33 protein-coding genes are annotated in these 26874 nt (G+C 64.6%); 27 read left to right on the top strand and 6 right to left on the bottom strand.

What is annotated here, in order from left to right; translation table 11 throughout:
* Positions 1 to 4 precede the first annotated feature (4 nt).
* The 19 genes from rpsQ to JQ616_RS12720 all read left to right on the top strand — a co-directional run bounded on the left by rpsQ (position 5) and on the right by JQ616_RS12720 (position 11242).
* The gene (gene rpsQ, locus JQ616_RS12810) at positions 5 to 253 is read left to right on the top strand and encodes a 30S ribosomal protein S17 (protein WP_016843754.1); all 249 of its coding nucleotides are present in this window, start codon (positions 5 to 7) and stop codon (positions 251 to 253) included.
* A gap of 75 nt (positions 254 to 328) precedes the next feature.
* Positions 329 to 697, top strand: a complete 369-nt coding sequence (rplN, locus tag JQ616_RS12805; RefSeq protein ID WP_011473865.1) for a 50S ribosomal protein L14 — start codon at positions 329 to 331, stop codon at positions 695 to 697.
* Positions 697 to 1011 carry a 50S ribosomal protein L24 gene (rplX, locus tag JQ616_RS12800; RefSeq protein WP_212014910.1) on the top strand — a complete coding sequence of 105 codons (315 nt, stop codon included), beginning with the start codon at positions 697 to 699 and terminating at the stop codon, positions 1009 to 1011. Before rplN ends, rplX begins: the two co-directional genes overlap by 1 nt.
* Complete coding sequence (gene rplE, locus JQ616_RS12795) at positions 1004 to 1561, top strand: 50S ribosomal protein L5 (protein WP_029878722.1); 558 nt, start codon at positions 1004 to 1006, stop codon at positions 1559 to 1561. The genes rplX and rplE overlap by 8 nt, the downstream gene beginning before the upstream one ends.
* 46 nt (positions 1562 to 1607) lie before the next feature.
* On the top strand, positions 1608 to 1913 hold the full coding sequence (gene rpsN / locus JQ616_RS12790; RefSeq protein ID WP_016843757.1) for a 30S ribosomal protein S14: 306 nt from the start codon (positions 1608 to 1610) through the stop codon (positions 1911 to 1913).
* A gap of 16 nt (positions 1914 to 1929) precedes the next feature.
* Positions 1930 to 2328 carry a 30S ribosomal protein S8 gene (gene rpsH, locus JQ616_RS12785; RefSeq protein ID WP_021081651.1) on the top strand — a complete coding sequence of 133 codons (399 nt, stop codon included), beginning with the start codon at positions 1930 to 1932 and terminating at the stop codon, positions 2326 to 2328.
* A 14-nt stretch (positions 2329 to 2342) separates the two neighbouring features.
* Entirely contained in the window at positions 2343 to 2876 is a 534-nt protein-coding gene (gene rplF / locus JQ616_RS12780) for a 50S ribosomal protein L6 (protein ID WP_212014909.1), read from the top strand.
* Positions 2877 to 2887: 11 nt separating this feature from the next.
* Positions 2888 to 3247 carry a 50S ribosomal protein L18 gene (rplR, locus tag JQ616_RS12775; RefSeq protein ID WP_016843760.1) on the top strand — a complete coding sequence of 120 codons (360 nt, stop codon included), beginning with the start codon at positions 2888 to 2890 and terminating at the stop codon, positions 3245 to 3247.
* Between the two features lie 58 nt (positions 3248 to 3305).
* On the top strand, positions 3306 to 3881 hold the full coding sequence (rpsE, locus tag JQ616_RS12770; RefSeq protein WP_074126937.1) for a 30S ribosomal protein S5: 576 nt from the start codon (positions 3306 to 3308) through the stop codon (positions 3879 to 3881).
* A gap of 35 nt (positions 3882 to 3916) precedes the next feature.
* A complete protein-coding gene (gene rpmD / locus JQ616_RS12765; RefSeq protein ID WP_024578582.1) occupies positions 3917 to 4108 on the top strand; it encodes a 50S ribosomal protein L30 in 192 nt (63 codons plus the stop codon).
* A 21-nt stretch (positions 4109 to 4129) separates the two neighbouring features.
* The gene (rplO, locus tag JQ616_RS12760; protein WP_212014908.1) at positions 4130 to 4615 is read left to right on the top strand and encodes a 50S ribosomal protein L15; all 486 of its coding nucleotides are present in this window, start codon (positions 4130 to 4132) and stop codon (positions 4613 to 4615) included.
* Positions 4616 to 4774: 159 nt separating this feature from the next.
* Positions 4775 to 6109, top strand: coding sequence for a preprotein translocase subunit SecY (secY, locus tag JQ616_RS12755; protein WP_212014907.1), 1335 nt, complete (start codon positions 4775 to 4777; stop codon positions 6107 to 6109).
* Positions 6110 to 6181: 72 nt separating this feature from the next.
* Positions 6182 to 7093, top strand: a complete 912-nt coding sequence (locus JQ616_RS12750) for an adenylate kinase (RefSeq protein WP_212014906.1) — start codon at positions 6182 to 6184, stop codon at positions 7091 to 7093.
* Between the two features lie 190 nt (positions 7094 to 7283).
* The gene (rpsM, locus tag JQ616_RS12745) at positions 7284 to 7652 is read left to right on the top strand and encodes a 30S ribosomal protein S13 (protein WP_050420404.1); all 369 of its coding nucleotides are present in this window, start codon (positions 7284 to 7286) and stop codon (positions 7650 to 7652) included.
* 114 nt (positions 7653 to 7766) lie between these two features.
* Entirely contained in the window at positions 7767 to 8156 is a 390-nt protein-coding gene (rpsK, locus tag JQ616_RS12740) for a 30S ribosomal protein S11 (RefSeq protein WP_006021048.1), read from the top strand.
* Positions 8157 to 8286: 130 nt separating this feature from the next.
* Positions 8287 to 9306, top strand: coding sequence for a DNA-directed RNA polymerase subunit alpha (locus tag JQ616_RS12735; protein ID WP_212014905.1), 1020 nt, complete (start codon positions 8287 to 8289; stop codon positions 9304 to 9306).
* A gap of 124 nt (positions 9307 to 9430) precedes the next feature.
* The gene (gene rplQ, locus JQ616_RS12730; protein ID WP_212014904.1) at positions 9431 to 9847 is read left to right on the top strand and encodes a 50S ribosomal protein L17; all 417 of its coding nucleotides are present in this window, start codon (positions 9431 to 9433) and stop codon (positions 9845 to 9847) included.
* A gap of 297 nt (positions 9848 to 10144) precedes the next feature.
* On the top strand, positions 10145 to 10939 hold the full coding sequence (locus tag JQ616_RS12725) for an SDR family NAD(P)-dependent oxidoreductase (RefSeq protein ID WP_212014902.1): 795 nt from the start codon (positions 10145 to 10147) through the stop codon (positions 10937 to 10939).
* Between the two features lie 6 nt (positions 10940 to 10945).
* A complete protein-coding gene (locus JQ616_RS12720; protein ID WP_212014901.1) occupies positions 10946 to 11242 on the top strand; it encodes a DUF1330 domain-containing protein in 297 nt (98 codons plus the stop codon).
* Here the strand turns inward: JQ616_RS12720 and JQ616_RS12715 are convergent, their stop codons facing one another.
* From JQ616_RS12715 to JQ616_RS12705, 3 genes are all read right to left on the bottom strand, one after another.
* Positions 11243 to 12370, bottom strand: a complete 1128-nt coding sequence (locus JQ616_RS12715) for a hypothetical protein (RefSeq protein ID WP_212014900.1) — start codon at positions 12368 to 12370, stop codon at positions 11243 to 11245.
* Positions 12371 to 12453: 83 nt separating this feature from the next.
* Complete coding sequence (locus JQ616_RS12710; RefSeq protein WP_212014899.1) at positions 12454 to 13533, bottom strand: phosphotransferase; 1080 nt, start codon at positions 13531 to 13533, stop codon at positions 12454 to 12456.
* Positions 13534 to 13755: 222 nt separating this feature from the next.
* Positions 13756 to 14769 (bottom strand): zinc-binding alcohol dehydrogenase family protein, encoded by a 1014-nt coding sequence (locus JQ616_RS12705; RefSeq protein ID WP_212014898.1) that lies wholly within the window; start codon positions 14767 to 14769, stop codon positions 13756 to 13758.
* A 118-nt stretch (positions 14770 to 14887) separates the two neighbouring features.
* Between JQ616_RS12705 and JQ616_RS12700 the strand changes: the two genes are divergently transcribed.
* Positions 14888 to 15262 (top strand): winged helix-turn-helix transcriptional regulator, encoded by a 375-nt coding sequence (locus JQ616_RS12700; RefSeq protein WP_212014897.1) that lies wholly within the window; start codon positions 14888 to 14890, stop codon positions 15260 to 15262.
* Positions 15263 to 15329: 67 nt separating this feature from the next.
* Here JQ616_RS12700 and JQ616_RS12695 read toward each other — a convergent pair whose 3' ends face one another.
* Positions 15330 to 16928, bottom strand: coding sequence for an OprO/OprP family phosphate-selective porin (locus JQ616_RS12695; protein WP_212014896.1), 1599 nt, complete (start codon positions 16926 to 16928; stop codon positions 15330 to 15332).
* A gap of 347 nt (positions 16929 to 17275) precedes the next feature.
* On the opposite strand from JQ616_RS12695, the gene JQ616_RS12690 reads away from it, so the two are divergent.
* The 5 genes from JQ616_RS12690 (at position 17276) to JQ616_RS12670 (ending at position 22359) form a co-directional block, all read left to right on the top strand.
* Positions 17276 to 18634 carry a DegQ family serine endoprotease gene (locus tag JQ616_RS12690; RefSeq protein WP_212014893.1) on the top strand — a complete coding sequence of 453 codons (1359 nt, stop codon included), beginning with the start codon at positions 17276 to 17278 and terminating at the stop codon, positions 18632 to 18634.
* Between the two features lie 58 nt (positions 18635 to 18692).
* Entirely contained in the window at positions 18693 to 19976 is a 1284-nt protein-coding gene (locus JQ616_RS12685; protein ID WP_249136847.1) for a replication-associated recombination protein A, read from the top strand.
* Positions 19977 to 20137: 161 nt separating this feature from the next.
* Entirely contained in the window at positions 20138 to 21046 is a 909-nt protein-coding gene (locus JQ616_RS12680; RefSeq protein ID WP_212014891.1) for a LysR family transcriptional regulator, read from the top strand.
* A gap of 101 nt (positions 21047 to 21147) precedes the next feature.
* Entirely contained in the window at positions 21148 to 22038 is an 891-nt protein-coding gene (locus JQ616_RS12675) for an NAD-dependent epimerase/dehydratase family protein (RefSeq protein WP_212014890.1), read from the top strand.
* A 9-nt stretch (positions 22039 to 22047) separates the two neighbouring features.
* Positions 22048 to 22359 carry a DoxX family protein gene (locus JQ616_RS12670; RefSeq protein WP_349629988.1) on the top strand — a complete coding sequence of 104 codons (312 nt, stop codon included), beginning with the start codon at positions 22048 to 22050 and terminating at the stop codon, positions 22357 to 22359.
* 260 nt (positions 22360 to 22619) lie between these two features.
* Here the strand turns inward: JQ616_RS12670 and JQ616_RS12665 are convergent, their stop codons facing one another.
* A complete protein-coding gene (locus JQ616_RS12665; protein WP_212014888.1) occupies positions 22620 to 23558 on the bottom strand; it encodes an alpha/beta hydrolase in 939 nt (312 codons plus the stop codon).
* A 144-nt stretch (positions 23559 to 23702) separates the two neighbouring features.
* Here JQ616_RS12665 and JQ616_RS12660 point away from each other — a divergent pair, with 144 nt between their 5' ends.
* Entirely contained in the window at positions 23703 to 25001 is a 1299-nt protein-coding gene (locus JQ616_RS12660) for an RluA family pseudouridine synthase (protein WP_212014887.1), read from the top strand.
* Positions 25002 to 25124: 123 nt separating this feature from the next.
* Entirely contained in the window at positions 25125 to 26339 is a 1215-nt protein-coding gene (locus JQ616_RS12655) for an amidohydrolase family protein (RefSeq protein ID WP_212014885.1), read from the top strand.
* A 38-nt stretch (positions 26340 to 26377) separates the two neighbouring features.
* Here the strand turns inward: JQ616_RS12655 and JQ616_RS12650 are convergent, their stop codons facing one another.
* Complete coding sequence (locus JQ616_RS12650; RefSeq protein ID WP_212014883.1) at positions 26378 to 26836, bottom strand: GNAT family N-acetyltransferase; 459 nt, start codon at positions 26834 to 26836, stop codon at positions 26378 to 26380.
* Between the last annotated feature and the right edge of the window lie 38 nt (positions 26837 to 26874).

Genomic DNA, 26874 nt, shown 5'->3' with positions numbered 1-26874 from the left:
AGCTATGCCGAAACGTACTCTGCAGGGCGTGGTCGTCAGCGACAAGCAAGCCAAGACCATCGTGGTGCGCGTCGATCGCCGCTTCACCCACCCGATCTACAAGAAGACGATCCGCCGTTCCAAGAACTACCACGCGCACGACGAGAACAACCAGTTCAAGCCTGGCGACATGGTCTGGATCGAGGAATCGAAGCCGATCTCGAAGCTGAAGCGCTGGACCGTGGTCCGGGGCGAACACAAGAAAACGGCCTGATTTCTTCGGCCTGGCCGAAGTACTTCAGGGAAATTTTGAGCGCGCTAAAGCGCAGAAAGAGGACGAGGTGCATCAATGATTCAGATGCAGACCAACCTCGACGTGGCCGATAATTCAGGCGCACGCCGTGTCATGTGCATCAAGGTTCTTGGAGGTTCCAAGCGCCGCTATGCCACCGTGGGCGACGTTATCGTTGTGTCGATCAAGGAAGCCATTCCGCGTGGCAAGGTGAAGAAGGGCGACGTGATGAAGGCCGTCGTGGTCCGGGTCCGCAAGGACATCCGCCGCGCCGACGGTTCGGTCATCCGTTTCGACCGCAACGCCGCCGTGCTGATCAACAATCAGTCCGAGCCGGTCGGCACCCGTATCTTCGGGCCGGTGCCGCGCGAGCTGCGCGCCAAGAACCACATGAAGATCATTTCGCTCGCGCCGGAGGTGCTGTGATGGCTGCCAAGATCCGCAAGGGCGACAAGGTCATGGTGCTCACCGGCCGCGACAAGGGTCGCACCGGCGAGGTGTTCGAGGTGCGTCCGGACGAGAACAAGGCTCTCGTTCGCGGCATCAACCTGGTGAAGCGTCACCAGAAGCAGAGCCAAACCCAGGAAGGCGGCATCATCTCCAAGGAGGCGCCGATCCACCTGTCCAACATTGCGTATGTCGGCAAGGACGGAAAGCCGACCCGCATTGGGTTCAAGATTCAGGCCGATGGCAAGAAGGTTCGTGTTGCCAAGAACTCGGGAGCAGAGATCGATGGCTGATACCGCTTACATTCCGCGCCTGCGCACGGAGTACGACAAGAAGATCCGCGGCATGATGACCGAGAAGTTCGGTTATGCCAACGTGATGCAGGTGCCGCGTCTCGACAAGGTCGTGCTGAACATGGGCGTTGGCGATTCCGTCAACGACCGCAAGAAGGCCGAGACCGCCGCTGCCGAGCTGACCCAGATCGCCGGCCAGAAGGCGATCGTGACCTATTCGCGGATCGCGATCGCGACCTTCAAGCTGCGTGAAAACCAGCCGATCGGCTGCAAGGTCACGCTGCGCAAGACCCATATGTACGAGTTCATCGACCGCCTGGTGAACGTGGCGCTGCCCCGCGTCCGCGACTTCCGCGGCCTGAACCCGAAGAGCTTCGACGGCCGCGGCAACTACTCGCTCGGCATCAAGGAGCACATCATTTTCCCCGAGATCGACTTCGACAAGGTCTCGGAAGCGCGTGGCATGGACATCACGGTCTGCACCACCGCCAAGACCGACGACGAGGCGCGCGCCTTGTTGACCGCTTTCAATTTCCCGTTCCGGCAGTGAGTAGCTGAGCCAAAGCCACTCAAACGCGGATACCCAGGAGCCAAGCATGGCAAAGAAGAGTTCAGTCGAGAAGAACAACCGGCGCAAGCGGATGGCGAAGAACGCCGGCCCGCGCCGCGAGAAGCTGAAGGCGATCATCGCCGACAAGACCAAGCCGATGGAAGAGCGCTTCGCGGCGACGCTGAAGCTCGCCGAGATGCCGCGCAACTCGTCACCGACGCGCATCCGCAACCGCTGCGAACTGACCGGGCGTCCGCGCTCGAACTATCGCAAGAACAAGCTCTCGCGCATCGCGCTGCGTGAACTCGGCTCCAAGGGCCTGGTTCCCGGCCTCGTGAAGTCGAGCTGGTAAGGGGAGGGTCGGAACCATGTCTACGCACGATCCGATCAGCGATCTCATCACCCGCATCCGCAACGCGCAGATGCGTTCGAAGTCCAAGGTCTCGAGCCCGGGCTCGAAGATGCGCGCCAACGTGCTCGAAGTGCTGAAGTCCGAGGGCTACATCCGCGGCTACGCCAGCGTCGAGCATGCCTCGGGCCGCAGCGAGCTCGAGATCGAGCTGAAGTATTTCGACGGCGAGCCCGTCATCCGCGAGATCGAGCGGGTATCGAAGCCGGGCCGCCGCGTTTACGCCTCGGTGAAGAACCTGCCGCGCGTGAACAACGGTCTCGGCATTTCGGTGTTGTCGACGCCGAAGGGAATCATGGCTGACCACGAGGCGCGCGACGCCAACGTGGGCGGCGAAGTTCTCTTCACGGTGTTCTGAGGAAGGATTTTACGATGTCACGTATCGGCAAAAGGCCGGTGGCGATCCCGTCGGGTGTGACGGCAAGCGTCGAGGGCCAGACGGTGAAGGTGAAGGGGCCGAAGGGCGCGCTTCAGTTCGTCGTGCATGACGACGTCGAGGTGAAGTTCGAGAACGGCCAGGTCAAGGTCGCTCCGCGCGTCAAGACCAACCGTGCGCAGGCGATGTACGGCACCGCGCGCGCGCAGGTCGCCAACCTCGTCGAGGGCGTCACCAAGGGCTTCGAGAAGAAGCTCGAGATCACCGGCGTCGGCTACCGCGCCGCGATGCAGGGCAAGAACCTGCAGCTCGCGCTCGGCTACAGCCACGACGTGGTCTACGCGATCCCGGAAGGCATCACCATCGCGGTGCCGAAGCCGACCGAGATCACGATCACCGGCAACGATCCGCAGCGCGTCGGCCAGGTCGCCGCCGAGATCCGCGCCTACCGTCCGCCGGAGCCCTACAAGGGCAAGGGCGTGAAGTACGCCAACGAATTCATCTTCCGCAAGGAAGGCAAGAAGAAGTAACGGAGCCGGTCATGTCACTCAAGGTTACGAATGCCCGGCGCAAGCAGCGCGTGCGCCTTGCGCTTCGCCGCTCGGCTGGCGGCCGTCCGCGGCTGTCGGTGTTCCGCTCGTCCAAGCACATCTACGCCCAGGTCATCGACGACCAGAAGGGCGAGACGCTCGCGTCCGCCTCGTCGCTCGAGAAGACCATGCGTGACGCCGGCAAGACCGGCGCCGACATCGATGCGGCGAAGGCGGTCGGCAAGCTGCTCGCGGAGCGTGCTGCGCAGAAGGGTGTCAAGGAAGTCGTGTTCGATCGCGGCGCCTACATCTATCACGGGCGCGTCAAGGCGCTCGCGGATGCGGCGCGTGAAGGCGGATTGAGCTTCTAAACGAATCGAACGATTACAAGGAAAGAGGCTTCGGGCCTCCTAGAGATTGGAAAACACCATGGCAGGTGAACGCGAACGCGGCGGACGCGAACGGAGCAGGGAGCGCGAGGAGCGCGACAGCGAGTTCGTCGACAAGCTCGTCCACATCAATCGCGTGGCAAAGGTCGTCAAGGGCGGCAAGCGCTTCGGCTTCGCGGCGCTGGTCGTGATCGGCGATCAGAAGGGCCGGGTCGGTTTCGGCCACGGCAAGGCGCGCGAAGTGCCCGAGGCGATCCGCAAGGCGACCGAATCGGCGAAGCGCAATCTGACCCGCGTCGCGCTGCGCGAAGGCCGCACGTTGCATCATGACGTCGCCGGCCGTCACGGCGCCGGTCGCGTCTATCTGCGTACCGCTCCGGCGGGTACCGGCATCATCGCCGGCGGCCCGATGCGCGCGGTGTTCGAGACGCTCGGCATCCAGGACGTGGTGGCGAAGTCGATCGGCTCGTCGAATCCCTACAACATGGTTCGCGCGACCTTCGACGCGCTGAAGCATCAGGATTCGCCGCGCTCGGTGGCTGCCCGCCGCAACATCAAGGTCTCCACCCTGCAGTCGCGCCGCGTCGGCGGCGACGCCGAAGCGGTGGCGGAATAATCCCGCGCGACCAGCGCTTTCTGGAGTTCAAGACGATGGCCAAGGCCAGCAAGACGATCAAGGTCGAGCAGACCGGCAGCGCAATCCGCCGCCATCACTCGCAGCGTTCGACGCTGATCGGCCTCAAGCTCAACAAGATCGGCCGGGTTGCCGAGCTGCAGGACACCCCTGAAGTTCGCGGCATGATCAGCAAGGTTCAGCATCTCGTCCGCGTCGTCGGCGAGTAAGCAGAGATAAGGAGAAGGGCGATGAAGCTCAGCGATATCGCCGACAACGCCGGCTCGCGCAAGAAGCGCATGCGTGTCGGCCGTGGCATCGGTTCCGGCAAGGGCAAGACCTCGGGCCGCGGCGGCAAGGGCCAGACCGCGCGTTCGGGCGTCCGCATCAAGGGTTTCGAAGGCGGCCAGATGCCGGTGCATCGCCGTCTGCCGAAGCGCGGCTTCAACAACATCTTCCGGCTCGACTTCGCCGAGATCAATCTCGACCGTCTGCAGGAAGCGATCGACAACAAGCTGGTCGATGCGAGCGCGACGGTGAACGTCGAGACCCTGGTCAAGGCCGGCGTGCTGCGCCGCGCCAAGGACGGCCTGCGGCTGCTCGGCCGCGGCGAGATCAAGGCCAAGCTGACCATCGAAGTGCACGGCGCTTCCAAGTCGGCCATTGCTGCGGTCGAGAAGGCCGGCGGCTCGGTCAAGATCCTGGCCCCCGCCAAGGAAGAAGGCGAAGCCGCGTAACATCTGCGTCATTGCCCGCGGCCTGCGCGGGCAATCCGCAGATCGAATGATGGACTTATCGAGGCCGAGCACCAGATAATGTCCGGTGTCTGCCGACTGGCCCACGGGAGTTGATCTCTTGGGGCGGTCGGCAAAAGGGGCTCCGGGAGAAAGCCGAACATGGTCTCAGCAGCCGAACAACTTGCCGCCAACCTCAATTTCGGACAGCTGGCGAAAGCCGACGAGCTGAAGAAGCGCATCTGGTTCACCCTGGGTGCGCTGCTTGTTTATCGGCTGGGCACCTACATCCCGCTGCCGGGCATCGATCCCAACATCTGGGAGCAGGTGTTCCGCAGCCAGTCCGGCGGCATCCTCGGCATGTTCAACATGTTCGCCGGCGGCGGCATCCACCGCATGGCGATCTTCGCGCTTAACATCATGCCGTACATCTCGGCATCGATCATCGTGCAGCTGCTGACGACCGTGTCGCCGCAGCTCGAGGCGCTCAAGAAGGAAGGCGAGGCAGGCCGCAAGACGCTGAACCAGTACACCCGCTACCTGACGGTGATCCTGGCGCTGTTCCAGTCCTACGGCATCGCGATCGGCCTCGAAGGCGCCGGCAATGTCGTCAGCGACCCCGGCATGTTCTTCCGGATCTCGACCGCGATCACGCTGACCGGCGGCACCATGTTCCTGATGTGGCTCGGCGAGCAGATCACCTCGCGCGGCATCGGCAACGGTATCTCGCTGATCATCCTGTCCGGCATCGTCGCCGAGCTGCCGTCGGCGCTCGCCAACATGCTGGAACTCGGCCGCCAGGGCGCGATGTCGACCGGCCTGATCCTGATCGTCATCGTGATGGCGGTCGCCGTGATCGCCTTCATCGTGTTCATGGAGCGCGCCCAGCGCCGGCTGCTGATCCAGTATCCGAAGCGCCAGGTCGGCAACAAGATGTTCGAGGGCCAGTCCTCGCATCTGCCGCTCAAGCTCAATACCTCGGGCGTGATTCCGCCGATCTTCGCCTCGTCGCTGCTGCTGCTGCCGACCACGGTTGCGAACTTCAACGCCGGCAAGGGGCCGGACTGGTTCCAGTGGCTCACCACCCAGCTCAGCCACGGCCGTCCGCTGTTCCTGCTGATGTACCTCGCGTTGATCGTGTTCTTCGCGTTCTTCTACACCGCGATCGTGTTCAACCCGACCGAGACCGCGGACAATCTGAAGAAGCATGGCGGCTTCATCCCCGGCATCCGGCCCGGTGAGCGCACGGCGGAATATATCGACTACGTGCTGTCGCGCATCACGGTGCTCGGCGCGATCTATCTCGCGATCGTCTGCCTGATTCCTGAAATTCTGATTTCCTACGCTTCGGTCCCGTTCTACTTTGGTGGCACCTCGCTCCTGATCGTCGTCAGCGTGACGATGGATACGGTGTCGCAGGTGCAGGGCTATCTGCTCGCTCATCAGTATGAAGGGCTGATCAGGAAGTCGAAGCTCAGGGGAAGCCGCCGCCGCTGATCACGGCGCGGCGCCAAACTCAAAACACAGGTGTGCGGGACGTCGCCCACCTAGCCGGGGGGCGAAACAGATATGAGATTGATCCTTTTGGGGCCGCCGGGCTCGGGCAAGGGAACCCAGGCGCAGCGGCTGGTGCACCGGCACGGCATCGTTCAGCTCTCGACCGGCGAGATGTTGCGCGCAGCGGTTGCCGCGGGCACGCCGATCGGCTTGCAGGCCAAGGAGATCATGGCCAATGGCGGCCTGGTTCCCGATGAGGTGGTGGTGGGAATCATCGCCGACCGGATCGAGGAGCCCGATGCCAAGAAGGGTTTCATCCTGGACGGTTTCCCGCGCACCGTGCCGCAGGCCGAGGCCTTGGACGAGCTGCTGCGGAAGAGGCACCTCAAGCTCGATGCCGTCGTTGAGCTCCGCGTCAACGAGAGCGCGCTGCTCGCCCGCGTCGAGAAGCGTGCCGAGGAAACCCGCGCCCGCGGCGAGGAAGTCCGCCTCGACGACACGCCGGAAGTGCTGACCAAGCGGCTGGCGCAGTATCGTTCGCTGACGGAGCCGCTGATTCACTATTATTCGGAGCGGCGGAAGCTCTTGACGGTCGACGGCATGATGACCATCGAGCACGTCACCCGCGAGATTAACCGGATCCTGTCCGCACTCGGCGCGCTGGAACCGAAAGATCACGAAGATCACGCCCCCAAGGCGGCCAAAAAGGCCGTCAAGACGGCCAAGAGCAGGACGGCTAAGAAAACGTCCCAGAAGACCGCCAAGAAAACGGCCAAGAAGGCAGCCAAAGCGGCCAAAAAGGCCGCCAAACCGGCTAAGAAGGCCGCCAAGGCGGCTTCCAAGGCCAAAGGCGTCAAGAAGGCCGCAAAGCGGCCAGCCAAAAAGGCCGCAAAGAAGGCCGCTCGCGCGGCGAATGCCCGGAAGGGGGCAAAGACCGCCAAAAAGGCCGCAAAAAAGCTCACGAAAAAGGGAGCTAAACGCTAGGAGCGGTTGACGAAACCGACATGAATCCTTTAATAAGCCCCGCATCCACGTTGGATAGTTTTATGACGATGCCGGGCCCCGAAGGACATGAGGGGAAGGGCGTCGTGTTCGCGTTTGTGGACACAAGCCCGAGAGAGCAAGCACTTGAGAAGCCCGCATCCGTGATGGAGCGGCGACAGGAGAGAAGTCCGTGGCCCGTATTGCCGGCGTGAACATTCCGACCAACAAGCGCGTCCTGATCGCGCTTCAGTACATCCATGGTATCGGCCAGAAGAACGCGGCCGACATCATCGAGAAGGTCAAGATCCCCGTGGACCGTCGCGTCAACCAGTTGACCGACCAGGAGGTCCTGCAGATCCGCGAAGTGATCGACCGCGACTATCTGGTCGAGGGCGATCTCCGTCGCGAGGTCGGCATCAACATCAAGCGGCTGATGGATCTCGGCTGCTATCGCGGCCTGCGTCATCGCCGCGGCCTGCCGGTGCGCGGCCAGCGCACCCACACCAATGCGCGCACGCGCAAGGGGCCGGCCAAGGCGATCGCCGGCAAGAAGAAGTAAGTTTTGCGAACTGCAGGTGGGGAGTAGCGAATCGAAATTCGCTACTCGCCATTTGCGTTTTGAGGTGTAGCCGCTGGCACTACGGCGGCGTTGAGATCACAGGAAAGGTTTGAAATGGGCAAGGAAGCCACCCGCGTACGCCGCCGCGAACGCAAGAACATCGCCTCCGGCATCGCGCACGTGAATTCGTCGTTCAACAACACGACCATCACCATCACCGACGCGCAGGGCAACACCATCGCCTGGTCGTCGGCCGGCACCATGGGCTTCAAGGGCTCGCGCAAGTCGACCCCCTATGCCGCGCAGGTCGCGGCGGAAGACGTCTCCAAGAAGGCGCAGGAACACGGCATGCGCACGCTGGAGGTTGAAGTGGCCGGCCCGGGTTCGGGCCGTGAGTCGGCGCTGCGCGCGCTGCAGGCTGCGGGCTTCACCGTCACCTCGATCCGCGACGTGACCACGATCCCGCACAATGGCTGCCGTCCGCGCAAGCGTCGGCGCGTTTGATCTGTAAGTCGCGGGCGGCCTCTGGCCGCCCTGCGATGGTTTTTGGAATTGACCGCGCGGACTGATCCGCGATCTCCAACGCCAGGTTGGGCCATTCGACTGGCCTGAACGACCGGCAAAGGGTGAAAAAGTGACGATCCAGAAAAATTGGCAAGAACTCATTCGACCGAACAAGCTCCAGGTCACGCCGGGCTCGGACGCGAGCCGGTTCGCCACCGTCGTCGCAGAGCCGCTCGAGCGTGGCTTCGGCCAGACGCTCGGCAACGCGCTGCGCCGCATCCTGCTGTCCTCGCTGCAAGGCGCGGCGGTGCAGTCGGTGCATATCGACGGCGTGCTGCACGAGTTCTCCTCGATCGCCGGTGTCCGTGAAGACGTCACCGACATCGTGCTCAACATCAAGGACATCTCGATCAAGATGCAGGGCGAAGGCCCGAAGCGCATGGTCGTGAAGAAGCAGGGCCCGGGCGCTGTCACCGCCGGCGACATCCAGACCGTCGGCGACGTCACCGTGCTCAACCCCGACCTCCAGCTCTGCACGCTGGACGACGGCGCCGAGATCCGCATGGAGTTCACGGTCGCGACCGGCAAGGGCTATGTCGCCGCCGAGCGCAATCGTCCCGAGGACGCGCCGATCGGCCTGATCCCGGTCGACAGCCTGTTCTCGCCGGTCCGCAAGGTCTCCTACAAGGTCGAGAACACCCGTGAGGGCCAGATCCTCGACTACGACAAGCTGACCATGACGATCGAGACCAACGGCGCGATCACGCCGGAGGACGCGGTGGCCTATGCCGCGCGCATCCTGCAGGATCAACTCAACGTGTTCGTCAACTTCGAAGAGCCGCGCAAGGAAGTCACGCAGGAGATCATCCCCGATCTCGCGTTCAACCCGGCCTTCCTCAAGAAGGTCGACGAGCTCGAGCTGTCGGTGCGTTCGGCAAACTGCCTGAAGAACGACAACATCGTCTACATCGGCGACCTGGTGCAGAAGTCGGAAGCGGAAATGCTCCGTACTCCGAACTTCGGCCGCAAGTCGCTGAACGAGATCAAGGAAGTGCTGGCCCAGATGGGTCTGCACCTCGGCATGGAAGTGCCGGGCTGGCCGCCGGAGAACATCGACGAGCTCGCCAAGCGCTTCGAGGATCACTACTGATCCATTTTCACCGTCGTGGCCGGAGAATCTCCGGCCACGATTTTGTAATGGGCGAACGCAGGTAGCCCACCTGAGCAACATGTCCGACGAACCGTCGCGGCAGATACCAAGTAAGGAATAGACAATGCGTCACGGCAAGGTTCATCGGAAGCTCAACCGCACCGCCGAGCACCGGCGTGCGATGTTCGCCAACATGGCGGCCGCGCTGATCAAGCACGAGCAGATCGTCACCACGCTGCCGAAGGCCAAGGAGCTGCGGCCGATCGTCGAGAAGCTCGTCACCCTCGGCAAGAAGGGCGGGCTGTCGCTGCGCCGCCAGGCGATCTCGGAGCTGCGCGACCTCGACCAGGTCAAGAAGCTGTTCGACACGCTGGCGACCCGCTACAAGGACCGCCAGGGCGGCTACACCCGCATCATCAAGGCCGGCTTCCGCTACGGCGACAACGCGGCGATGGCCGTGATCGAGTTCGTCGACCGCGACGTCGATGCCAAGGGCCAGGACTCCGGTCCGGCGCAGGGCGGTGAAGCCGAGGCGGCGTAAGCCACTCTCGAGCCAAGGTTTTGAAAACGGCGCCTTCGGGCGCCGTTTTTGTTTGTTGGTGGCGTCGCTCTATCTCCATCGTCGTCCTGGCGAAAGCCAGGACCCATAACCCCAACTGGATGTTGTCGCGATGGCTGGTGGCCACGCCGTCGCGCAACAATGTAGGCTTGTGGTAATGGGTCCTGGCTTTCGCCAGGACGACGAGATGTCTTCAAGTTCCTCACGCGTCGGTGAGGTGCAATTGCGATGCATCGTGCCGCGCCCGATATCTCCGTCACCCATCAATGGAGATGACAGATGAAAATCGACCTTTCCGGAAAGACTGCGCTGGTGACCGGCTCGACCGCGGGCATCGGCAACGCCATCGCAAAGGGGCTGGCCGGGACCGGCGCGGAGGTCGTGGTCAACGGCCGCGGTCAGGCCAAGGTCGATGCGGCGGTAGCCGCGATTGCGAAGGCCGTGCCCGGCGCCAAAGTCCGCGGCATCGCCGCTGACGTCTCGACCGCAGCGGGATGCAAGGCGCTGCTCGCGGCGCTGCCGGAGGTCGACATCCTCGTCAACAATGCCGGCATCTTCGAGCCGAAGGGCTTCTTCGACATTCCCGACGAGGACTGGAGCCGCTTCTTCGAGGTCAATGTGATGTCGGGCGTGCGGCTGTCGCGCGGCTACATGCAGGGCATGCTGAAGCGCAACTGGGGCCGCATCGTCTTCATCTCCTCGGAGTCGGGCCTCAACATCCCGACCGAGATGATCCATTACGGCACGACCAAGACTGCGCAGCTTGCGATCGCGCGCGGGCTTGCGGAGCTGACCAAGGGCACCGCGGTGACCGTCAACTCCGTGCTGCCCGGACCGACCATGTCGGAGGGCGTCGAGACCTTCGTCAAGGATCTCGCCAAGCAGAACGGCCAGTCGGTCGAGGAGGCGGCCTCTAACTTCGTCAAGCAGCACCGGCCGACCTCGCTGCTGCAGCGCTTTGCCAGCACCGAGGAGATCGCCAACCTCGTGGTCTATGTCTGCTCCAGGCAGGCGTCCGCGACCAACGGTGCCGCGCTGCGTGCCGAGGGCGGCATCGTCAATACGATCGCGTGAGGTCGCATGCCGGCCTATGTGATCTCGGAGGTCGAGATGCGGGATGCTGCCGCGTTCGAGGCCTATCGCATGCTGGCGGCGAAGACCATCGAACAGTACGGCGGGCGCTACATCGTGCGCGGCGGCGCCGCCGAACTGGTGGAGGGCAGTCCGCCGCCGAACGCGATCGTCATCGTCGAATTTCCGACGATGACGCGTCTGCGCGAATGGTACGCGTCCGTGGAGTACGCCGAAGCGCTGAAGCATCGGCGCACGGCGCTGGAGCGGCGGCTGCTGTTCGTCGAGGGCGTGCCGCCGGTTTAGCTATGCCTTGGCGCCGTCGAGGAACCCGCTGAACCCTGCGGGACGGTAGGGGCCGAAGCAGATCTGCTCCAGCACGCCGATCCCCGTCTGGCTGCCCTGGCGGGCGCGCACCACCTGTTGCACGTGAACATTCTCGCGGGCCAACGGGTCGAGTGTCGAAGGATCGAACGACTCGCCACCGATCTCGAGCTCGCCCTTCCACATGCCCTGGCCCCATTGCGGATGGCCGTAGCCGAGGCCCTTCATCTGGAATTTGAGGATCGGATCGAGGGCTATGGTCGTGGTGTGGCCGTCGATATCGACCAGGTCGATTTCGGCCGAGCGCGCCAGTCGCGTATTCGGAACATAGCTCACGCGGTGCCGCGCGGTCGCCATGCGGCGGTCGAGGCCGTCGACGACGCCGGGGATCTCGGCCTCGCTGCGGTAGAGCGGCGCGGTGATGCCCTCGCGCACCAGCGCCTCGCCTTGCGTGCCGTCGAAGAAGATCGCGTGCGAGATGTGGTCGTCCCAGACCAGTGGCGCCCAGAGGAAGAACACGCTCGGCAGCGGCATCGGCGCGCCGCCGACATCGCGCTCGCCGACATTGCGCACGCCCCAGGAGCGATCCTTGGTGCCGTAGCAGGTGCGATCGTCGACCTTGATCTCGCCATCGGGGTGGCGAACGAGCCCGCTCCAGCGGCCGAACTGGTCGAACCGGGTCGCATCCATGGCGCGGCGGTCGCCCGACCACAGCGTCTGGCGCGCCTCCTGGATCGCGGCGGTGCGCGCCGAGAAGGTCAGGTCGCAGGATAGCCCCGTCGCATTGTCGTCGAGCACGACACGGGTCCGCAGCATCGGTTCGATGACCTCGAGCCGGAACGGGCCGACCTGCATCTCGGTGCGCTCCAGCGGCGCGCGCCGCGAGCCGTAGAAGCAGTGCTGCCGTCCGCCGCGCTCGACGACGCTGAAGGCGCAGTCGAGAATCCTGCGGTGCGGGTAGATCGCGATGCCGATGCCGAAATAATACGCGCCGTCGGCGGTGTAGCCGTTGAACCAGGTGCGGTCATAGACATTGCGGTCGCTGGTCGAGGGAACCGCGATCGGCTCCGGCGTCTGGTGGATGGGGAAGTCGTCCAGTTTGTTGAGCACGCCGATCCCTTTCGATAGTCCTCTGACTTCTTCTTGACGCGTTTTCTTCACGCGAACCGGTACTCACTTCGCTCGAAAACGCTTTATTCCAGCCAGTATGAGAAACTGTCGTGGTCGAGGGCTTGCGCGCAGGCGCCGCGGGTCATCTTCAGGAACAGCGCGTCGCCGCGTTCGGAGCGCTGCACGCTGAGCGCCGAGACCACGCCGATCATGATGCCATGCAGCGTGTAGCGCCGGTAATCCCGCCAGCATTGATCCCAGCCATAGTCGCGCACGCCGCGGCGGATCAGCTCGGAATGATAGAACCGCACCAATTCGGCTTCATGAAGCCGCCGTTCGGATGGGTCGATGCCGGCCGACAGGAAATAGGCGACGTCGACGATCCCGGGCCCGACCGTCAGCGTCTGCCAATCCAGCGTCGCCATCGGACGGGTGTTGCCGCGCACATCGAACAGCATGTTGTCGAGCCGGAAGTCCGCGTGCTGCAGCGTTCGCGGCACCGATCGGTCGGCCTGGTAGCGCGGGATCGCGTCCGGCAGCCGGTCGATCAGATCAAGGAATTCCGGCTCGATCACGCCGCGATAGCGCTCCTTGTAGTGACCGATGATGCCGGGCAGCACCGCGCGAAGGTCCCGGCGCCGGCTGGCGGCGACCACGAAGCATTGCACCGCGTCGAGGCTCGGATCGTTCCATCGCGGTGCATGCAACGCGGCGGCCTCACGCATCGCCGTCTGACAGTCCGCGATTGCGCATCCGGCCAGCTGGTCGCCCGGGCGCGCGGGCGCCAGGTCCTCCAGGATCAGCGTAAAATCGTCGGTGGCCGGATCGATTTCGGCGAGGATCGGCCGCGGGGTGTGAATGGCGACGGTTGCCGCCAGCTCGCGATAGAACGCAACCTCGCGGACATAAAGCGTGTGCGCGGAACCGGAATGGCGGCTGTCGGGATCTGCGGCCGGGAATTTGCCGACCACGCTTGCGGGCGCGTTCGGCTCATCGCCGTCATAGCTCAGCTGAAATCGATAGCTGTCGCCGACGAGGCCATTGCCGACCGGCTTGCAAGCGAGATCGATGACGCTGACCTGGTCGATCGCACCGGCTGCGCGCAGCGCCCGCGTCATCCACTCCGGATCGATCCGCGACGGATCGGCCGTGAGCAAACTCATCGGTTTCCTCCCATCCCCGTGGGCGTCACCACCGTTCCAGCCGCGCCTTGCGCGGCCGGATTGAGGGCGGGGTGATCGTTGCGCAAATCATACAGGCGCCGGCGGCTTTGGCAAAAGCCACAAGCTGGCCTGTGGGGAAGTCATGTAGGGCGGGTTAGCGTAGCGTAACCCGCCGTTCTCGGTCCGTTACGGCTTCCGCCTATCCCGCCCAATGTACGGGGCCTACCAGCCTTCCAGCACGATCTTGCCGCGCGACTTGCCGCTCTCGAGCAGCGCGTGGGCACGCTTGAGATTGGCAGCGTTGATGGTACCAAACGTCTGGTCGAGCGTGGTGCGCAGCACGCCCTTGGCGATCAGGTCGGCAACGTCGTTGAGCAGATGATGCTGTGCGATCATGTCCGGCGTCTGGAACGAGGAGCGCGTGAACATCGATTCCCAGTGCACCGAAACCGCCTTGCCCTTGAACGCGGCAACGTTGAATTCCGCGGGATCGTCGATCAGGCCGAACTTGCCCTGCGGTGCGATGAAGTCGGCGATCGACTTGTAGTGCTGGTCGGTGAAGGTGAGGCTGGCGACCAGGCCGACCGGCGGCAGCTTCAGCTTTTCGAGCTGCTCCTTCATCGGCTGCGAGTGGTCGATCACCGCATGCGCGCCGAGATCGCGGCACCACTTCTGCGATTCCGGTCGGGTCGCGGTCGCAACCACGGTCAACCCGGTGAGGCGGCGTGCCAGCTGGATCAGGATCGAGCCGACGCCGCCGGCGCCGCCGGTGATCAAGAGCGTGCGCGGATCGAGGCTCTTGCCCGGCACGGCGCCGAGCCGGTCGAACAGCAGCTCCCACGCGGTGATCGAAGTCAGGGGCAGGGCGGCGGCCTGTGCGAATGACAGCGAGGCCGGCTTGTTGCCGACGATGCGCTCGTCGACCAGATGAAATTCCGAATTGGTGCCCTGGCGCAGGATCGAGCCCGCGTAAAACACTTCATCGCCCGGCTTGAACAGCGAGACGTCAGGCCCGACCGCGTCAACCACGCCGGCGGCATCGAAGCCGAGGATCTTGTAGCTGCCATCCGTCGGCGCAGCGCGCTTGCGCACCTTGTAGTCGACCGGGTTGGCCGAGATGGCCTTCACCGCGACGCGGATATCGCGCCCCTTCGGCTCGGGCTTGGCGATCTCGAAATCGACGAGCGAGTCCGCCGCCTCGATCGGCAGCGACTTTTGGTATCCGACGGCCTTCATGCCTGGTCTCCATGGTGGGCGATTGCCTGCCGTGATACCTGTCGCGCTGGCGTCCGTTTGGCAAGTACTGTAAAATCAGGGAACTAGTCCCTGTTTGTATACTATTGGGGAAATACCGATGAAACGGAAGAATTTTGCGCGCCGGCCGGGCTGCGCGGTCGAGGCGGCGCTCGACCTGATCGACGGCAAATGGAAGGGCGTGATCCTGTATCATCTGCAGGCCGGCACCCAGCGCTTCGGCGAGCTGCGGCGGCGGATGCCCGGCATCACCCAGCGCATGCTGACCAAGCAGTTGCGTGCGCTCGAGGACGACGGCCTCGTGATCCGCAAGGTCTATGCCGAGGTGCCGCCGCGGGTCGAATACACGCTGTCCGAACTCGGTGAGAGCCTGCGCCCGGTGATCGATATCCTGAAGGCCTGGGGCGAGGGTCATCAGGAGCGGCTGTCCTGCGCGCCGGCGCCGGAGGTCGTGGTGAAGAAGAACGCGGCCTAGCGCATCAGAATGAAACGGCCGGAGCGTTGCCCCGGCCGTTTCTTTGTTGACGACAGGTCACGCTGTCTCAGAACGCAACCTGCGTGCGCAGCGCGACCGCGTCGAACTTCGAGCCGACATCCGCGCTCGAAGTCGCCGAGGCCTGCTTGGCGACGTCGCCATGCAGATAGTTCAGCATGAAGCGGACATTGTTGTTGACGTACCAGTTCAGCGCGGCGGTGTAGACGGTCTGCCGTCCACCCGCGACGCCGACTGCCTGGCCGACCTGGTCGTTGAGGTTCATCGTGCTGACGCGACCGGCGACTTCCCAGGCGCCGATGCCGCCGCCGGCGAGCGAGAACGGATCGTGCGGCTTGATTCCGCCGTAGGAGGCCGTCGCCGCGTTGTAGGCGTGGTTCTCGCCAGTCAGCACATAGCCGACCTGCGCGTAGCCGCCGTCGAATTTCAGGCTCGGTGCGCCGAACGGCGGCAGCCCGGTATTCGCGGAACGATCCACGTTGAACCAATAGTACTCGCCCTGCGCAATGAACGAGCCGTAGGTCGCGGCCGCCTCGACGCCGTAGACCTGTGCGCCCGACACGTTGGCGATCGCACCGGTCGAAATCAGCGTCGTCGGATCGATGCGCAGCTCGGGCCGGTCGCTCAGCGTCAGCGTCTGTGCCTGCGTCAGCTGGTTGCGCGGCGGCTGCACCAGCCATTCCGCGTCGGCACCGATATGTACCGAGTAGTTCTTGCCGCTGATCGGATTGCCGGCGACGCGCACGACACCGCCATACTGCTCGGACGAGCCGGCCGGCGAGGCCGAGGACGCGGAGTGGATTGCGCCGGTCGTCGGTCCGGTGACATAGCCGCCGATCCAGAGCTGGTCGTTCCACCAGCGGGTGCCGGCGCCGGAGCGGAAGTCGCCGGCCGCGATGTTCTGCGCGATGATGCCGACCGAGGCGCGCTCCATGAACAGGATGTCGTTGGAGCTGGTGGCTTCGTCTAGCGTCCACGGGATGTCCATGATGCCGCCTTCGATCGCCATCTTGCCGCCGAACGGCTTGAAGCCAGTGTAGCTCAGATAGGCATTCTCGACACCGGAGGTGCCGCCGCCGGGCAGCGATCCCGCCGCGGCGCCGCCAAAGCCGTCGGACGTGCCGCCGAAGTCGTAGATCAGCGCGTAATTCCAGTCGCCGAAGAATTTGCCGACGATGCCGATGCGGGCGCGGCGCAGATTCTCGCCGCTGTCGAGCTTCTGCGGCGAGGTGCCTGCGGTGTTGGGACGATAGTCGTAACCTCCGACATCCCAGTGCACGCGGCTGGTGATCGCAACGCAGTTCTGTTCGTCCGCGGTGCAGATCGTCGGCCGGTTGTTCGGCATCGTCACCACGACGCCGGACGGCGCGACCGGGCCCTTCACCGGGATCGCGGCGTTGGCGCTTGCGACGCGGGCAGCCTTCGCATCGGCCGCCTTTGCGTTGGCGTTTGCGCTGGCTGCGGACGCGGTATTGGCGTTGGTCTGCTTCTGCAGTTTGTCGAGCTTCTGCTCGAGCATCTTCAGCTGCTGCTTGAGCAGCGCGATCTCGGCATCACTGCCGCCTCCGGCTGATTGCGAATGGGCCGGCGAGGCGGCGAGCGCCCCCGCAAGCCCGATCGCGATTGCACCGACTTTTATCGCACCCATGTTGCACCCCTGTTGTGTTTTGAAGTCCCCACTCACTCACTGAACGGTCCTAGGAGTCGAACGTGACTGACGCGCGACAGTGCTTCCAGGCTTCGCAGTTCCGCTTGTTGTCCGCAGGCAACAAGCGGAGCAGCGCAGTGAGATGACAGGCATCATAGAAGCTTGGCGGCGCGCTTCAACGCGACGGCCAGGGGTTTTGCACCGGTCTGGCGGGGGGCGGTTTATCCGGCCCGGCGCCCTTCAATTGCCCGGCGAACACGCCTATATTCCGGCGTTTTCCACGAGAGGTGAGAATGCTCCGACCTGTCCGCTTTGCTGCCATATCCGCCCTGTGCACGTTGGCTTTCATGGGGAATCTGTCCCCGGCCGCAGCCCAGGACCGCCGCGTGCCGTCCTCGCAGGCCGAGCTCCAGCTGTCCTACGCGCCGATCGTGCAGCGGGTGCAGCCGGCGGTGGTCAATGTCTACGCCGCCAAGACGGTGCAGAACCGCAATCCGTTCCTGGACGATCCGATCTTCCGTCGCTTCTTCGGCGTGCCCGGGCAGCAGCCCGAGCAGATGCAGCGCTCGCTCGGCTCCGGCGTGATGGTCGATGCGTCCGGCCTCGTGGTCACAAACAATCACGTGATCGAGGGCGCCGACCAGGTCAAGGTCTCGCTCGCCGACAAGCGCGAATATGAGGCCGAGATCGTGCTGAAGGACAGCCGCACCGACCTTGCGGTGCTCAGGCTGAAGGAGACCAACAAGGAAAAATTCGCAACGCTCGACTTCGCCAATTCCGACCAGCTGCAGGTCGGTGACGTCGTGCTCGCGATCGGCAATCCGTTCGGCGTCGGCCAGACCGTGACGCACGGCATCATCTCGGCGCTCGCGCGTACTCAAGTCGGGATCACGGATTATCAATTCTTCATTCAGACCGACGCCGCGATCAATCCCGGCAATTCCGGCGGTGCGCTGGTCGACATGACCGGACGCTTGGCCGGTATCAACACCGCGATCTTCTCGCGCTCCGGCGGCTCGCAGGGCATCGGCTTTGCGATCCCGGCCAACATGGTGCGCGTGGTGGTGGCCTCCGCCAAGAGTGGCGGCAAGAATGTGAAGCGGCCATGGCTCGGTGCGCGGTTGCAGGCGGTCACGCCGGAGATCGCGGAGACGCTGGGGCTGAAGCTGCCGACCGGTGCGCTGGTCGCCAACGTCGCGCCGAACAGCCCGGCGGCGAAGGCCGGGCTCAAGCTCTCCGACCTGATCGTCGGGATCGACGGCACGGCGGTCGACGATCCCAACGCGTTCGACTACCGCTTCGCGACCCGGCCGCTCGGCGGCAGCGCGGAGATCGAGGTGCAGCGCGCCGGCAAGCCGGTGAAGCTGACCGTGCCGCTGGAGACCGCGCCCGACACCAACCGCGACGAGATCGTGCTGACCGGGCGCTCGCCGTTCCAGGGCGCCAGGGTCGCCAATATCTCGCCGGCGCTGGCCGATGAGCTGCATCTCGACGCCGGCGCCGAGGGCGTCGTCGTCACCGAGCTCGCGGACGACGGCACCGCCGCCAATGTCGGCTTCCAGAAAGGCGACATCATCCTCGCGGTCAACAATGAGAAGATCGTGCGCACCAGCGACCTCGACAAGGTATCGAAGGCGGGCTCGCGGATCTGGCGCATCACCTTGGTGCGCGGCGGTCAGCAGATCAATGTGACGCTCGGCGGATGAGCCGCAAGTGAGCCCGAAGCAACCGCGGGACGCGACGAACCTGTTCGCCGCGGCGGGGATGGAGCAGGACGCGCCACACCCGCTGCCGGACCGGCTGCGCCCGCGCACGCTGGCTGACGTGGTCGGCCAGGACCACATCCTCGGGCCCGACGGCGCGCTGACCCGCATGCTGGAGACGCGCACCTTGGGCTCGCTGGTGTTCTGGGGACCGCCCGGCACCGGCAAGACCACCGTGGCGCGGCTGCTCGCCGACGCCACCGAGCTGCATTTCGAGCAGATCTCCGCGGTGTTCTCAGGCGTCGCCGATCTGAAGAAGGCGTTCGATGCCGCGCGTGCCCGCCGCGAGACCGGCAAGGGCACGCTGCTGTTCGTCGACGAGGTGCATCGGTTCAACCGCGCGCAGCAGGATTCCTTTCTGCCTGTCATGGAGGACGGCACGGTGGTGCTGGTCGGCGCCACCACGGAGAACCCGTCGTTCGAGCTCAACGCGGCGCTTCTGTCGCGCGCCCGGGTGCTGGTGTTTCACTCGCTCGATACGGCCGCGATCGAAAAGCTGTTCGCCAATGCCGAGAAGATCGAGGGCAAGAGCCTGCCGCTCGATGCGGAGGCGCGCACCGTGCTGGTGCGGATGGCCGATGGCGATGGCCGTGCCTCGCTGACATTGGCCGAAGAGGTCTGGCGCGCCGCGCGCAAGGGCGAGGTGTTCGACGCCGAGCAGTTGCAGTCGATCCTGCAACGCCGCGCGCCGATCTACGACAAATCGGCCGACGGGCATTACAATCTGATCTCGGCGCTGCATAAGTCGGTGCGCGGCTCCGATCCGGACGCGGCGCTGTATTATCTCGCGCGCATGCTCGATGCCGGCGAGGACCCGCTGTTCCTGGCGCGGCGCGTGGTGCGGATGGCGGTCGAGGATATCGGCCTTGCCGATCCGCAGGCGCTGGCGGTCTGCAACGCCGCCAAGGATGCCTATGACTTCCTGGGTTCGCCGGAAGGCGAGCTCGCGATCGCGCAGGCCGTGGTCTATCTCGCCACCGCGCCGAAATCGAACGCGGTCTATACCGCGTTCGGCGCCGCGATGCAGACCGCGAAGCAGGGCGGCTCGCTGCTGCCGCCGAAGCACATCCTGAATTCGCCCACCAAGCTGATGAAGTCGGAGGGCTATGGCTCCGGCTATCAGTACGACCACGACGCGCCGGACGCGTTCTCCGGCCAGGACTATTTCCCGGAAGCGCTGGGCCGCCAGACCTTCTACGATCCACCCGATCGCGGCTTCGAGCGCGAGATCAGGAAACGGCTGGATTACTGGAACAGGCTGCGCAAGGAGCGCGGCGGGAGCTAGAGCAAGACGAGATCAGGCCGTGGACTCATTCGCGCGCAGCCATGGCCTGATTGACGCAAGCAGATCGGATCGCTGCGATTGCTTTTCGGCAGGATGTTGGCCCACGGCGCTCGACGTATGGCGGCTATCCCCGTTGAGCGCATCCCCCTATGATCGGCCACATGGATATAGCTGGCTTCGACCTCAACTTGATGAAGGCCTTTGACGCGCTGTACGCGGAGCGTCACGTGACGCGCGCCGGATCGAGGATCGGCCTCAGCCAGTCGGCGATGAGCGGAGCACTCACGCGCTTGCGAGAGCTTCTTGGAGACGAGCTCTTCGTGCGAACGCCATCAGGCATGCAGCCGACGCCCCGCGCCCATGACCTTGCTGGTCCAGTCTCGGATGCGCTCCGGCTTCTTCGGAGCGCGCTACAGGCCGATAGCTTCGACCCCGCGACGGCCGACAATACCGTCACGCTCGCGATGACCGACTATGCGGCGTTCGTCTTGTTGCCGCCGCTCATGGCCCGCCTCAGCGTCGATGCCCCGCACATCAACGTGCGCGTTTGCGGGATGTTCGGGCGAGACGAAGCTATCACGCTGCTCGACAGCGGCGAGGCGAACCTCGCGATCGGCTTCCCCGTCGAGACGTCGGCGCGTATTATCAGCAGCCCGCTGTTTTTTGAGAGTTTCGCCTGCGTCGTGCGGGAGGGGCACCCGGCGTTCGCAGGTGGTCCAAACCTCAAGACTTTCGCAGCGGCGCCGCACCTTCTGGTTTCTCCCGAAGGTGACCGCTCCGGGATCGTCGATCTAAGGCTTGCCGAACTCGGCCTCGAACGGCGCGTCGTGCTGAGCCTGCCGCAATTTCTGGCGGCACCCTTCGTGATCGCCGGAACCGACCTCGTCGCGACGCTGGCCTCCCGGGTCGCACGAAGGTTCGCTGATACCAGAGCTGGAATAGCGATATATGATCCGCCGCTCGAACTGCCCACCTGGCCACTCAACTTGATGTGGCACCGGCGGGCGGATACGCATGGGGCTATCGCCTGGCTGCGCGACATCATCACCAAAATCGCCGCCGCTGCTTGACGCCATCGGCGCGATCGATAGCGCCACATCAGGACTTGCGATTTCCATCCGCATTGCCGTTCCGCTTTGTTGGATTCACCTGACTTGAAGAGGTGATCGACATGCGAGTTTTAGTAACAGGCGCGACCGGCTTGATCGGCGGTGCGGTAGCGGATCGATTGAAGGAGCGAGGTCACGAAATCGTGGGGCTCGCCCGGTCCGAAGCGAGCGCGGCCAAGCTGCTGGACCGAGGCTTCGTGGTGGAGATGGGTGAGCTTGCCGACCCGGCGAGCTTGACCTCGGCGGTGCGGGGCGTGGACGCCGTCGTCCATGCCGCTTCGCCCAACGACCAGAACGCCGCGTCTCTCGATGAGATTGCGACGCGTGCAATTCTCCAAGCCCTGCGCGGAACTGGTAAGCGCTTCATCTATACCAGCGGCAGCTTGGTCTACGGCTCCACGGGCGACACGCCGGCGACCGAGGACACGCCACTCAACCCGGTCGAGATGGTCCGCTGGCGCAAGGCGCTGGAACGCGAGATCCTCGCTGCCGGAGCTGAGGGCGTCCGTCCGGTCGTTATCCGGCCTGCCTGGGTATACGGCAATCGGGGCGGCGCCGCGATGATGATGGTCGCAGCGGCCAAGGAACATGGCGCGGCGCTTCATGTCGGTGACGGTCATAATCGTTGGTCGACCGTGCATGCCGACGACCTGGCCGATCTCTATGCGCTTGCGCTCGAACGGGCCCCGGCGGGATCCGTCTTCAATGGCGCGCACGGTTCGGCGCCGCGGCTCGTCGAGATCGCACGCGCAGCGAGCGAGTTAGGCGGCGCGAGGGGCCGGGTAGCCGTATGGCCGCTCGACGAGGCGCGCAAGGTGCTCTGGGGCTTCGCCGATGCGATCGCCACCGATCAGATCATCTCGGGCGAGAAGGCGAAGCGCGAACTCGGCTGGAATCCCTCGCGGGCATCGATCATCGACGAATTGCGCGCATATGCGTTGGCGGTCGCCTAGGCCATGCACATGATATTCATCAGGCTGCTTGCCGCGGCCTTCGCCAGTGCAGGTCTGTTCAATGCGATCGCGACATCGACGACGCAGAGCAACTTTGTTCGATGGGGGTATCCCGCGTGGTGGTGCCGCGTCACTGGGGGATTGGAAATATCGGCCGCAATCCTGGTCGCTATACCGGCAACCCGTGCAGCAGGTTTGATTCTCTGCGCCGCCATTCTCGCAGCGGCAGCTTTGACCATCCTGCGGCATCGGGAGTTTTCCCATCTCGCACCGATCGGTTGCTTTGCTGCGTTGCTCTTGATGGCGGTTCGGATTTCTTGAAAGATCGGTGGCTTCCGGGCACTTCCGGAAGCTGCTGATCGACCTGGAATGCCGAAGGGGAACGAGTCCCTGCAGGCGACTTGGAGCGTGATTTCGGAATATTAGAAGCGTATCCCTGAGTTGCCCGACGTGTCAAGTTGTTTGGTCGAACGTCGGTCGCCGGCTACTTTGCATGGGGTTGTTTTTCGATATTTTTGGCGACGCCCGCTGCGACGGCCCGTGACTTCAGGATTCAACCCAATCTCATCGTGCTTTAGCGCTCACTTCACGCTCTTCACGAACTCCAGGATCTCGTCGGTCAACCGCGTATCGGGCGTGTTGATCGCATAGACCTCCGACATGTGGCTGTGCTGCGGCAGCATGAAGCTGCGCGCGCAGCCGGCGGGCCGTTTGCAGGTGGCCTGCTTCACGAGCTCGAACTGCTCGACGAAGCGCGGCGGATCGAGCTCGGCCGCGGTGATCAGGAACGGGATCGGGCTTCCGACCAGGCCTTGCAGCGAGGAGCGCTCGGCGTAGCGCGAGGGGTCGGAGCCGTAATAGGCGAGCTCGGCATCGCCGGCCGGCGAGGCGGTCAGATCATAGATGCCCGACACCATGATCGCGCCGGCAAGGCCGCCGCCCTTCACTCTGTGGAATTCGTCGTGCGAGACATAGCTCGCGACATGGATCGCACCGGCGGATTGGCCCATCAGGAAGATGCGCTTGGGGTCGCCGCCGCGGGAGGCGATGTTTTCCGAGACCCACTGCACGATCGCGCCCATGTCTTCGGCGCCTGCCGGCCACGGGAAGGCCGGCGCCAGGCGGTAGGTCGCGTTGACGCCGACAAAGCCGCTCTTGGTGGCCCACAGCATGATGTTGTCGTAGAACGGGCTGCCGGGGGCGCGCTTGTTGCCGGCGATGAAGCCGCCGCCATGGATGTAGATCAGCACCGGCCGGGACGGCGATGCCGTCTCCGGTGTGAAGACGTCGAGCAGATGGCGGTCGGCGGGGCCGTATTTGACGTCGCGCTCGACCTTGACGCCCTGATAGGGCTCCTTCTGTTGCAGTGGTGCGTAGAGCGCGGCCGTCTTGGGCGGGTCGATGACGCGGCCGAGTTCCAGCAGCTTCCAGGCCACTTCTTCCGGCATCGGGCTTTGCTGGGCCAGGGCCGGGCTGGAGAGCATCAGGGCCGCCGCCAAAGCCGATATCGCCAGTCTCATTGCAAGGCCCTTTCCACGGCTCCCCGCCGATTGCCGGATGCGGCCGACCATGGCCGATGTTGTGCCGGATTTGTACCGATTTCGCCGTGACGATTCGCGGCAATTGCGCTAGGCACAATGCAGGTCTGGAGCCAAAAAACCACTATGAGCCGCCGCATCAAGAGAACCACATCGCCGGGCGATCGCGCCAAGGGGCGCGACAAGGGCCGTGATAGCGACCGCGGCAAGGAGCGTAGCAAGGGCGGACCGGGGCAACGCAGCCGCAAGCCGGACGAGCGCAAGTTCGGTGACCGCAAGTCTGGCGAGCGCAAGTCTGGCGAACGCAAGTCCGGCGACCGTCCGTTCGCGCACCGTGCGCCCGGAAAGCCGCCGCGCTTTGCCGAGCCGCGCCGCGACCGGCAAGAGCGGCCGGAGCCCGCCGCCGCGAAGCCTGCGGCCGAGCAACCATTGCCGACCAAGGTGCAGACCGTCGTCGTCACCGCCGACGAGAACGGCATGCGCGTCGACCGCTTCCTCGAGGCGCGGTTTCCCGGCCTGTCGTTCTCCCACATCCAGCGCATCGTCCGGAAGGGCGAGCTCAGGGTCAACGGCAAGCGTGCCGATTCCAAGGACCGGCTCGAGGAGGGCCAGAGCGTGCGGATCCCGCCGCTGCGGCTCGACACGCCGAAGACAGCAAGCACGCTCTCGGAGGCCGAGGCGAAGACGCTGCAGGCGCTGAAGGACATGACGCTGTACGAGGACGACGACGTGCTGGTGCTGAACAAGCCGGCCGGTCTCGCGGTGCAGGGCGGCTCCGGCATGACGCGCCATGTCGATCAGATGCTGGAGGTGATGCGCGACGCCAAGGGGCAGAAGCCGCGGCTGGTGCACCGGCTCGACCGCGAGACCTCGGGCTGCCTCTTGATCGCCAAGACGCGCTTTGCCGCCAGCGCACTGACCGGCTCGTTCCGCCATCGCTCCGCGCGCAAGATCTACTGGGCGCTGGTCGCCGGCGTGCCGAAGCCGAAGCAGGGCCGCATCTCGACCTATCTCGCCAAGGAGGAGAGCGAGGAGGACAGCATCATGCGGATCGCCGAGCATGGTGACGAGGGCGCAAGCCACGCTGTGACCTATTACGCCGTGGTCGAGGCGTCCGCGACCAAGCTTGCCTGGGTCTCGCTCAAGCCGGTGACCGGCCGCACCCATCAATTGCGCGCCCACATGGCGCATATCGATCACGCCATCGTCGGCGATCCCAAGTATTTCAACAAGGAGAACTGGCAGCTGCCCGGTGGCCTGCAAAACCGGCTGCATCTGCTCGCCCGCCGCATCGTGATTCCGCACCCGCGCGGCGGTGTCATCGACGCCACCGCGCCGCTGCCGCCGCACATGCTGCAGTCCTGGAATCTGCTCGGGCTCGAGGCCGATCGCTTCGACCCGATCGAGAACGCGCCCGAGGAGTGAAGCCCGGGCACCGTCTCGCATATCGATCACGGACAGCAAGAACGATCAAACCGCGCCGTGCATAGCCTCTATGGTGCCGCGCGCCGGACCGCTTCCGGCGTGCAATTCTGAGAGAGGCTGTCCATGACCAGGATCTGGCTACGCGTCGCGCTTGTTCTCTTTGCCTTGGGCGCTACCTCGACGGCATCAAACGCTGAGACAGTAGCGCTGAAAGGCGGCACGCTTTACGCATCGGCCGATGCGGCGGCGTTGCCGGATGCCGTGATCGTGATGACCGACGGCGTCATCAGCGCGGTCGGCAAATCAGGCGAGGTCACGGTGCCGGCGGATGCGCGGGTGATCGATTGCAGCGGCAAGACCGTGGTCGCCGGGTTCTGGAACAGCCACGTGCATTTCACGCAACAATCCTGGCACAATGCCGGCGAGGCGCCGGCCGCGGCGTTGACGCAGCACATGCAGGAGATGCTGACGCGCTGGGGTTTCACCACGGTGTGGGATCTCGGCTCCGATCCGCGCGATACGCTGCCGCTGCGCAAGCGCATCGCGGCCGGCGACGTCGCCGGTCCCAACATCCGGCTGGCCGGCAGCATCTTTCCAAAGGGCGGGCATCCCGTGTACCTGCCGCGCGATCTGCAGCTTCCCGAAGCCGCGACGCCGGAAGAGGCGGCGAAATGGGCGCGCGACTGGCTCGCGATGGGCGATGACGGCATCAAGCTGTTCACCGGCGCCTTCATGGGCGACAAGCCCGTCGTGAACATGGACCCGGCGATTGCCAAGGCGGCCGTCGATGTGGCGCATGCGCAGGGCAAGCCGGTGTTCGCACACCCGCAGAACAAGATCGGCGTCGAGACGGTGATCGCATCCGATGTCGATGTGCTCGCGCACACCACGCCGAGCGAGCGCGCCTACACCGACGACCAGCTGGCGCGCTTCAAGGCGCAGGGCACCGCGCTGATCCCGACGCTGGGGCTGTTCACCACCGTCGTGCTCGATCCGAACGTCACCAACCGTCTGGTCGCGGTCACCGTCAATCAGCTCAAGCAATTCTCCGACAATGGCGGCACGGTGCTGTTCGGTACCGATGTCGGCTTCACCACGCAATACGACACCACGCAGGAAGTCCAGCTGATGCACCGCGCGCTGTCGGAGCGCCAGGTGCTGGCCGCGCTGACCACCAATCCGGCGCGGTTCTTCAAAGCCGCGAAGAAGGGCAAGGTCGAGCAGGGCTTTGACGCCGATCTCGTGGTGCTCGACGGCGATCCGCTCGCCGACGTCGCCAATCTTGCCAAAGTGAGCACCACCATCCGCGCCGGTCATGTGATCTATCAGAAGCCCTGAGCGCTGGCGGGGGGGGGGAGGCTCCGGCGTTGCAGACGTCAGAGCATCATCTTGTAGCCGATATGGCTGGCGACGAAGCCCAGCCGCTCGTAGAAGCGGTGCGCATCGGGGCGCGTCTTGTCGGTGGTGAGCTGCACGAGATGGCAGCCCCTCGCTTTGCATTGCGCGATCGCCCATTCGAACATCTGCTGGCCGACGCCAGAGCTGCGGTGCGCCTCGGCGATCCGGACCGCCTCGATCTGTCCGCGCCAGGCACCAAGCCGCGCCAGTCCGGGGATGAAGGTGAGCTGCAGCGTGCCGATCACCTTGTCATCAAACGTTGCCACCACCTGCAGCTGGTTGGGATCGGCAAGGATGGAATCGAAAGCGTCGACATATCTGCGGTTCGGTGGAGAGCTTGCATCCTCGCGCTGCTGCCCCAGCACATCGTCAGCGAGCAGTGCGATGATTGCGGGAAGGTCGGCGGCTTGAGCCGGGCGGAAAGCGATTGAGGTCATTGGACAGGATCCCACGGCGACGAGGTCGATGTCGCCGG

Origin of the sequence: Bradyrhizobium tropiciagri, from assembly GCF_018130545.1 — a bacterium.
GTDB classification, from domain to species: Bacteria; Pseudomonadota; Alphaproteobacteria; order Rhizobiales; family Xanthobacteraceae; genus Bradyrhizobium; species Bradyrhizobium tropiciagri_A.
This window is presented reverse-complemented; position numbering and strand designations above follow the sequence as displayed.